Here is a 6167-nt window from a genome sequence, read left to right as displayed (position 1 = left end):
CCACCCCCGCACCCGGAACAGCCCCCGGTCTATCCGGGCGCACCGGGCGGCCCGGACCCGTTCGCACTGGACCAGCTGGCCACCGACGCGGCCGCCCGCGCTCACGCCCTGCTCACCACCGGCCGCGACCCGGTCGCCGAACTCACGCTCTGGCAGGACGCGGTAAGGCTCGCCGCCGCACGCCCCGGCTCCGGCCTCACCGCCGGCACCCGCACCCTCTACTCCTCACTGGCCACCGCCACCGGCCGCACCCCGGCCGACCTGGCCCGAGCGGTCGCCGCCTGGCGGCAGGGCGGACCGGAGGGGCTCGCCGTCCTCGAAGAGCCCTGGGACCCGCCCGCCGGCCGCTTCGACCGCGCCCGACCGCTTCTCCTCGCCGCCGACCTGCCCGCCTTCCGCCCTCGGCGTAATCACCTCACGCACCCGCACGGCCACATCCAGCTCCGCCTGGGCCGGGACGGCCTCTGGTACGCATACGAGTCGGAACCGGGCCGCGAGGACTGGTGGCCCAGAGGCACCCCCGACCTGGACCCGGTGGGCGTTCTGACGGGCCTGGGAGCGGCCGGCGACGTGTGAGGCCCGCGATGGTGCCCTGGCCCACCGGTCCACTCGCCGGCGGCCGGTCACCCTCGTGAACGTGCTTCCCGTGGCCCCCGCCGCCTACGCGAAGCCCCTACACCAGGTGAAGGAGGTGTGAGGGTCCACTGGTGAAGTTCGGGGTCCCGGTGTGGAGAGTGGGGGTCCCGGGACGGAGGACTTGCGCGGGGACGTTAGCGTGGAGCGGTGAGTGAGACGCAGACGCCAGCCCTCCAGTACCGCTTGGACGGTCCGGAAGACGCCCCGGTCCTCATCCTCGGCCCCTCGCTCGGCACGACGTGGCACATGTGGGACCGCCAGGTGCCGGAGCTGTCCAAGCAATGGCGGATTTTCCGCTTCGACCTGCCGGGGCACGGTGGCGCGCCCGCCTACCCGGCCGGTTCCGTCACCGAGCTGGCGAGCCGCCTGCTCGCCACGCTCGACGAGCTCGGTGTGCAGCGCTTCGGCTACGCGGGTTGCGCGCTCGGCGGCGCCGTCGGGATGGAGCTCGCGTTGCGCCACCCCGAGCGCATCGCCTCCCTCGCGCTGATCGCGGCCTCGCCCCGCTTCGGCACGGCCGACGAGTTCCGGCAGCGTGGAGTGATCGTCCGGACGAACGGCCTCGACCCCATCGCCCGTACGTCACCCGAGCGCTGGTTCACCGGAGGGTTCGCGGCCGCGCAGCCCGCGATCACCGAGTGGGCCGTGCAGATGGTGCGCACCACCGACCCCGGCTGCTACATCGCGGCCTGCGAGGCGCTCGCCGCGTTCGACGTGCGGGCCGAACTCGGCCGCATCGGCGTCCCCACCCTCGTCCTCGTCGGCTCCGACGACCAGGTCACCGGGCCCGCCGAGGCCCGCACCCTGGTCGCCGGGATTCCGGACGCCCGCCTCGCCGTCGTCCCCGGCGCCTCGCACCTCGTCCCCGTGGAGCAGCCCGCCGCGGTCACGGACCTGCTCGTACGGCACTTCTCGTCCGCCTGGCAGCCCGCGTACGACTCGACCACCGGCCAGATCGCGATCCCGGCCGCCCCGGTCAAGCCGGCCCTGGTGCCGTCGCAGCCCGGGCCCGTCGCCGAGATCGCCCCGGCCAAGGCCCAGCCGGAGGCGGAGGGAAGACCGGACCCGTACGACGCGGGCCTCAAGGTCCGCCGCGAGGTGCTCGGCGACGCACACGTCGACCGGGCGCTCGCCTCGGCGGACGAGTTCTCCGGGGACTTCCAGGAACTCATCACCCGGTACGCGTGGGGCGAGGTCTGGAACCGGCCCGGCCTCGACCGGCGCTCCCGCAGCTGTGTCACCCTGACCGCCCTCGTCGCGGGCGGTCACCTCGACGAGCTCGCCTTCCACACCCGCGCGGCCCTGCGCAACGGCCTCACCCCGGTCGAGATCAAGGAGGTCCTCCTCCAGGCGGCGGTGTACTGCGGGGTACCGGCGGCGAACAGCGCGTTCAAGGTGGCCCAGCAGGTCATCCGCGAGGAGACGACGCCCCAGGAGTGAGCCACGGGCGGTCCGGCCCGGCCCGCCGGGGCAGGATGGGCCCATGAAGCTCACGAAGAAGTCGCACGCCTGCGTCCGTCTGGAGAAGGACGGACGCACGCTCGTCATCGACCCGGGCGGTTTCAGCGAGGAGGACGCCGCGGTCGGCGCGGACGCGATCCTGGTCACACACGAGCACCCCGACCACTTCGACGAGGCGCGGCTCCGGGCAGGTCTGGAGAGCGACCCGGCCGCCGAGATCTGGACCCTCAGGTCCGTCGCCGAGAAGATCTCCGCCGCGTTCCCGGGCCGTGTGCACACCGTCGGCCACGGCGACACGTTCACCGCCGCGGGCTTCGACATCCAGGTCCACGGCGAGCTCCACGCCGTCATCCACCCCGACATCCCGCGGATCACCAACGTCGGCTACCTCGTCGACGGCGGCCGTGTCTTCCACCCCGGCGACGCCCTCACCGTCCCCGACCACGCGGTCGAGACGCTGATGCTCCCGGTCATGGCCCCCTGGAACAAGATCTCCGAGGTCATCGACTACGTCAGGGAGGTCGCGCCGCAGCGCGCGTACGACATCCACGACGCCCTGCTCACCGACCTGGCCCGCCCGATCTACGACAACCAGATCGGCGCCCTGGGCGGCGCGGAGCACCTGCGGCTGGCCCCCGGAGCGTCGGCGGAGCTCTGAGGCGGCCGGTGTCCTTGAGGCGGGGTGCCCTGAGGCCACCGGCCCCGGACCGCGTTGTCGGACCCGCCGGGTAGGTTGTGGGACATGCGCATCGCGACCTGGAACGTGAACTCGATCACCGCCCGCCTGCCCAGGCTCCTGGCCTGGCTGGAGAGCAGCGGCACGGACGTGCTCTGCCTCCAGGAGGCGAAGATCGCCGAGGCGGGATTCCCGTTCGACCAGCTGCGCGAGCTGGGCTACGAGGCGGCGGTCCACGCGACCGGCCGGTGGAACGGAGTGGCGGTGATCTCCCGCGTCGGCCTCGACGACGTCGTCAAGGGCCTGCCCAAGGACCCCGGCTACGAGGGTACCGAGGAACCCCGCGCCATCTCCGCGACGTGCGGCCCGGTCCGCGTCTGGTCGGTCTACGTGCCGAACGGCCGCGAGGTGGACCACCCCCACTACGCGTACAAGCTCCAGTGGTTCGAGGCCCTCAAGGCGGCCGTGGCGGGCGACGCGGCGGGCAGCCGCCCCTTCGCGGTCCTGGGCGACTACAACGTGGCGCCGACGGACGACGACGTCTACGACGTGACCGCCTTCGAGGGCTCCACCCACGTCACCCCCGCCGAGCGCGCCGCCCTGGCCTCCCTGAGGGAGTCCGGCCTCTCCGACGTGGTCCCGCGCCCCCTGAAGTACGACCACCCGTTCACGTACTGGGACTACCGCCAGCTCTGCTTCCCCAAGAACCGCGGCATGCGCATCGACCTGGTGTACGCCAACGAGCCGTTCACGAAGGCCGTGAAGGACGCGTACGTGGACCGCGAGGAGCGCAAGGGCAAGGGCGCCTCGGACCACGCGCCGGTGGTGGTGGACCTGGACGTGTAGCTCCCGGAGAGCTGACGTGCGGCCCCCGGAGGGCTACAGCAGCTTCAGATCCACCGAGTCGGCCAGAGCCGCCAGCCCCGCCTCGCCGGGGTGCAGATGGTCCCCGCTGTCGTAGACGGGCAGCATCCGCGAGGGGCGCTCCGGGTCGCGCAGCACCGCGTCGAAGTCGAGCACGCCGTCGAAGTCGTCCGCGTCCCGGATCCACGCGTTCACCACGGAACGCTCCGCGTCCACGGCCTCCGTGCACCGCGCCTCGCCCTCACACGGCGCGATCGTCGCGGCCAGCACCCGCAGCCCCCGCTCATGCCCCCGGGCCGCGATCTCGCGCAGTCCGGTGATGACCTGGTCCGCCGTGGTGCCCCAGCGGACGTCGTTGACGCCCTGGAAGACGACGACGGTACGGGCGGAGGTCTGGGCGAGGACATCACGGTCGAGGCGGTGCAGGGCGCTGACCCCGCCCGTGTCGGTCGAGACCCCGTCGCCCGGGTAGCGGTCGGTGACCACCCGGTTCGCCGAGATGCCGTGGTTGAGAACCCCGTAAGCCGGCACGGCGTTGTGCCGCGGGCCCTGCCGCAGCAGCCGCCGCGCGAGCACGTCGGACCAGCGGCGGTTGGCGTCGGGCGTGGACTTCTCGCCGTCGGTGATCGAGTCGCCGAGCAGCACCACGGACCCCGGACCGCCGCCCACGTCCACACCGGTCAGCAGCGGCCACGAGGCGATCGTCGAGGTGTAGGCCGCCGCCGATCCGTCGCCCGCGTGATCGCCCGGTTCGCTGACGTACGAGGTCTGCAGGGCCAACCGGTGCACGGGCGCCGCCGTGACCGTCCCCGGCAGGTGGAAGCTGACGAGAAGGTTGGCGTTCGCCGGCACCTCGAAGCCGAGCGGATCGCTGAACGCCTGCGCCCCCGCCGGGATCTCGGTCCCCGCGGTGCCCCGGAACGACAGCGGTACGGGCGTGCTCAGCGCGGCAGCCCCCTCGGCCTGCACGGCCACGGTCGCGCTCCCGATCCGCACCGGCGCCGCCGCGAACGTGTTGTCGAGCCGGATGCGGACCCGGGGCCCACCCGCGGAGGTGTGCACCACGAGCCGCAGCGTCCGGTCCGTCCACGGCCCGACGGCCGTGTAGCCGGAGGAAGAGGCGGCCCAACTCCCGGTCCAGTCACGGGCCGTGGGCCGCACCGCCAGTGAGAAGACATGCAGGGCGGGGTTGCGCGGCAGCGACACCGACGAGACCTCACGCCCGCGCGTGACCGGCACCGTCACCACGTACAGCCGTGCCTTCTCGGCGAGCCGGCCGCCCGGCGTGTTGATGTGCGGCAGCGCCACCGCCTTGGTGGCGAGCGGACCGGTGCGCCAGTCGGAGGCGGTCAGACGGTACGCGGTACGCGTACCGTCCGCGTACCGCACCGTGCCCGTGCCACTCGCGGCGTCACATTGCTCCGCCTCCGGGGCGCTCCAGCCGGTGTCGAGAGCCCGACCGTGCTCAGCCCTTCGGGCCTCCGCGCGCTCGTTCTCTCGACACCGGCGCGCCCCTGCGGCTCCGCGGGTGCCGCCCGTGCCCGCGACGAGGAACGCGAGCGCGTCGCCGCGCCCCCGCACCCGTACGGACTGCCCGTCGGCGCGCACGTTGTCCGGCTCGCCCGCCGCCCGGCGCGGCCAGGTCAGGCGGGCGCCCTGCACCGTCAGCGAGCGGCCGGGCGTCCACCCCGCGGCCGCCAGGTCCTGGGCCGACAGTGAGGCGCCGGAACCGTCGAAGTCCGCCTCGCCCGGCCTGGCGTCGTCGCTGACCGCCCTGTTGTCGAAGTGCCGCTCCAGCGGAAGCGGACCGCCACTGGCGGTGTCGGAGGCCCGGGCGGACGCGACCGGCGCGACCGCCGCCAGCAGACCGAGGACGACAGCCGTACCCCACACGCGTCGACGCACTCGCGACCCCTCTTCCTGACCACCGAGGTGACAGTTGCGCCCTGAAGCTAAAGAGGTGTCAGAGACCCGTCAATGAGGCGTGCGCGAACTGCGGGCGAACTCCACGGGAACGGACGGCTCCGCGCGCCTGTGGTGCGCCGGTACGCGTGAGTGCGACGCTGGTGGTATGAACATCTCTTTCCTGGGCAACTGGCGCAAGAAGCACGGTCCCGCCTGCGGCGTCGCGGTGTTCTCCGGCGGTGACGTCGATCACGAGGGGATCGCGGAGCTCCTCGCCGAGTGCGAGCTGCTGCGCTCACAGGCGGAGGACGCGGGGGTCGAACTCGACGACACCGCCGCCGCGCTGGAGGCACTCGACCAGATGGTGCCGCGGTGGCGCGACGACGAGGAGATGCTGCCGTGGCTGGGGAACGACGCGGGGCTCTACCTCGGCACCGTCATCGTGCGCACGGTCCCCGGAGCGGGCTGGACGATTCTGCCGAGCGGCCGGCCCGTGGTGCGGTTGGCCACCGGCCGGGAGATCGACGTGGTCGCCACCGGCCACGCATGGGCGGCCCACGGGGCGCCGGAACTCTCGCAGCTCTATGCCGAGGTGGCGGAGGGATAGCGCCGGACCCCCGCGCCC

Annotated in this window: 5 protein-coding genes and 1 pseudogene; 5 read left to right on the top strand and 1 reads right to left on the bottom strand. The window is 73.3% G+C overall.

Translation table 11 applies throughout. The annotated features are described in order from the left end of the window. The 4 genes and pseudogenes from FPZ41_RS44125 to FPZ41_RS44110 form a co-directional block, all read left to right on the top strand. A pseudogene (locus tag FPZ41_RS44125) lies at window positions 1-576 on the top strand (SWIM zinc finger family protein); the annotation flags it as partial. Window positions 577-783: 207 nt separating this feature from the next. Then, on the top strand, window positions 784-2076 hold the full coding sequence (pcaDC, locus tag FPZ41_RS44120; RefSeq protein WP_322621513.1) for a bifunctional 3-oxoadipate enol-lactonase/4-carboxymuconolactone decarboxylase PcaDC: 1293 nt from the start codon (window positions 784-786) through the stop codon (window positions 2074-2076). A 43-nt stretch (window positions 2077-2119) separates the two neighbouring features. Beyond that, complete coding sequence (locus FPZ41_RS44115) at window positions 2120-2755, top strand: MBL fold metallo-hydrolase (protein ID WP_152870254.1); 636 nt, start codon at window positions 2120-2122, stop codon at window positions 2753-2755. Window positions 2756-2839: 84 nt separating this feature from the next. Continuing rightward, complete coding sequence (locus FPZ41_RS44110; protein WP_152870252.1) at window positions 2840-3619, top strand: exodeoxyribonuclease III; 780 nt, start codon at window positions 2840-2842, stop codon at window positions 3617-3619. A 33-nt stretch (window positions 3620-3652) separates the two neighbouring features. Here FPZ41_RS44110 and FPZ41_RS44105 read toward each other — a convergent pair whose 3' ends face one another. Continuing rightward, entirely contained in the window at window positions 3653-5542 is a 1890-nt protein-coding gene (locus FPZ41_RS44105; protein ID WP_322621512.1) for an SGNH/GDSL hydrolase family protein, read from the bottom strand. Window positions 5543-5708: 166 nt separating this feature from the next. Here FPZ41_RS44105 and FPZ41_RS44100 point away from each other — a divergent pair, with 166 nt between their 5' ends. Then, window positions 5709-6149, top strand: a complete 441-nt coding sequence (locus FPZ41_RS44100; protein ID WP_152870250.1) for a DUF6278 family protein — start codon at window positions 5709-5711, stop codon at window positions 6147-6149. Window positions 6150-6167 lie beyond the last annotated feature (18 nt).

Origin of the sequence: Streptomyces acidicola (genome assembly GCF_009377235.1) — a bacterium.
GTDB classification, from domain to species: Bacteria; Actinomycetota; Actinomycetes; order Streptomycetales; family Streptomycetaceae; genus Streptomyces; species Streptomyces acidicola.
The sequence above is the reverse complement of the archived record's forward strand: the minus strand, read 5'-3'. Positions and strand labels throughout refer to the sequence as shown.

Bases quoted from the DNA above. Each gene is read 5' to 3' on its own strand.
- FPZ41_RS44115 (WP_152870254.1), top strand. From the start codon at position 2,120: ATGAAGCTCACGAAGAAGTCGCACGCCTGCGTCCGTCTGGAGAAGGAC.
- FPZ41_RS44110 (WP_152870252.1), top strand. From the start codon at position 2,840: ATGCGCATCGCGACCTGGAACGTGAACTCGATCACCGCCCGCCTGCCC.
- FPZ41_RS44100 (WP_152870250.1), top strand. From the start codon at position 5,709: ATGAACATCTCTTTCCTGGGCAACTGGCGCAAGAAGCACGGTCCCGCC.